This is a genomic window from Mesorhizobium sp. M7A.F.Ca.CA.002.05.1.1 (genome assembly GCF_003998335.1).
Taxonomy (GTDB): domain Bacteria; phylum Pseudomonadota; class Alphaproteobacteria; order Rhizobiales; family Rhizobiaceae; genus Mesorhizobium.
Genome location: NZ_RZQI01000979.1, coordinates 1 through 2,118 on the forward strand (window position 1 = coordinate 1; position 2,118 = coordinate 2,118).

Consider the following 2,118-nt stretch of genomic DNA (forward strand, 5'->3'; position numbering starts at 1 on the left):
ATGCGGAGGTCGGCGACGATGGCTGTCCCCCCGCCGATGGTTTCGGTGACGCTGTGGGCGTGCGAGCGCTCCTGCCGTGCCGCATTCGGGCCGCTGCCGGAATGCGAGACGCTGGCCAGCGGGGCCGACAAGGCACCACTCTCCTCTAAGCCATAGACCGCCACCGCGCGATCCGGACCGCCCTCGCCCATGCCGTAATTGGCGACCAGCAGTTTTGTCCCGTCGCGGGTGATGGTGTTGTGGGCGGTGATGCTGCCCAGCGATGGCTGCTTGTTCAGATAGGTGAGCGCGCCCGAGGCACGATCGAAGCTGTAGGCGGAGACAGTTCCCTCGCGCCAGGTGAAGACTTCCGAATTGGCGTAGACGTGTGAACCGTCCGGCGTCACCGAGAAGAAGGTTGGATTGTCGACGTCATCGGCTTCAGCCAGTTTTCGGGTTTCCAGCGTTTCCTCGTCAAAGCTGTAGACGCCGAGACCGACGCCCCGAGCGCCCTGAAAATACGGCGCCTCGCGATTCAGGCTGCCGACAAAGACCAGACAATCCTTGCGCATGATTTTCCTCCCTGCCCGCCTGCGCTTCGGCGCGCGGGAGCAGCCAAAATTTCGCCTGTTCACGCTTGCAACGCAACCCCATATGTGAAAATACTATTTACAAAAGAAGATTGACGGGAGGAGACGTCTTGCATTCAGGCGCCTTGATGCGTGTTCAAATGGTTGCGCGGTCCCTTCGGCAGGACTGGCGGATTCGGTCATGAACGATTTCGCATCCACCGTCGGTGTCGCCTCGACGCATCCCAAGAACATGCCGGCGGATCATGCCGCGCTGCCGGTATGGAACGCCGAAAACTGGTTCTATGAGGATTGGCCGGTCGGGCAGAAGATCCGCTCGTTGCGACGGACCATGGCCGAAGGCGACAGCCATTTGTTCAACACGCTGGTGCTCGACATCCACCCCTATGTGCAGGACCAGATGTTTGCCGAGAGCGAAGGCATTTTCGGCAAGCGGCTGATCGCCGGCGCCTTCGTCTTCTCGGCTGGCCTGGGACTGGTCGCCACCAACTGCGTCAACGCCTTTTCCTATGGCTACGACAAGCTCCGCTTCATAAAACCCGTCTTCATTGGCGACACGATCTATTCGATCCGCTCCAATCTCGACAAGAAGCCCCGCTACCAGGAGATGGGGCTGATCCGCGCCAGCTACGAGGTGTTCAAGGGCGAAGGCGAGCTGGTTCTCTATTGCGAGCATCTGCAGACGGTGAAGTACCGCAACCCGGCCGACTTCGTCGGCAAGACGGAGAAATAACGATGCCGGCAGCAGCCGAATTGCCGCTCGCCGGTCTCGTCGTCGTCGACATGAGCCAGTTCCTGTCCGGGCCTTATTGCTCGCTGAGGCTGCTCGATCTCGGCGCGCGCGTCATCAAGATCGAGCGCCCGGATGGCGGCGACCTGTCGCGCCGGCTCTATCTCAGCGACACCGAGATCGGCGGCGATTCCACCATCTTCCATGCCATCAACCGGGCCAAGGAAAGTCTTGCCATCGACCTCAAGAACGAGGCCGACCTCGAGGCGCTGCGCGGCCTTCTGGCCAAGGCCGACGTGCTGATCCAGAATTTCCGGCCGGGCGTCATCGAACGGCTCGGCCTGGACTACGAGGCGGTCCGCAAGATCAATCCACGCCTGGTCTATGCCTCGATCAGCGGCTATGGTGAGGACGGCCCGTGGGTCAAACGCCCGGGCCAGGATCTCCTGGCGCAGGCGCGTTCCGGCGTGATGTGGTTGAACGGCGACGAGGACCAGGGGCCGGTGCCATTCGGCCTCGCCATCGGCGACATGCTGGCCGGTGCGGCCTGTGCGCAGGGCATTCTGGCCGCACTGGTGCGGCGCGGTATCACCGGTCAGGGCAGCCACATCGAAACCAGCCTGCTGGAAGCGCTTGTCGATTTCCAGTTCGAGGTGCTGACCACGCATCTCAATGACGGCCGCCGGCTGCCCAGGCGCTCCAGTTTCCGCAGTGCGCATGCCTATCTGTCGGCGCCTTACGGTGTCTATCCGGCCAAGGACGGCTACCTCGCCATCGCCATGACGCCGATCCCCAAGCTGGCCGATCTCTTGTCTGTCT

Annotated in this window: 3 protein-coding genes; 2 read left to right on the top strand and 1 reads right to left on the bottom strand. The window is 62.2% G+C overall.

What is annotated here, in order from left to right; all coding sequences use genetic code 11:
• Window positions 1-551, bottom strand: a 551-nt coding sequence (locus EN939_RS31400) for a lactonase family protein (RefSeq protein ID WP_164751387.1), incomplete at its 3' end; no start/stop codon positions are given.
• Window positions 552-750: 199 nt separating this feature from the next.
• On the opposite strand from EN939_RS31400, the gene EN939_RS31405 reads away from it, so the two are divergent.
• Entirely contained in the window at window positions 751-1,302 is a 552-nt protein-coding gene (locus EN939_RS31405) for a MaoC family dehydratase (protein ID WP_127270127.1), read from the top strand.
• A gap of 2 nt (window positions 1,303-1,304) precedes the next feature.
• The coding region (locus EN939_RS31410; RefSeq protein ID WP_164751388.1) for a CaiB/BaiF CoA transferase family protein at window positions 1,305-2,118 on the top strand (814 nt) is incomplete at its 3' end.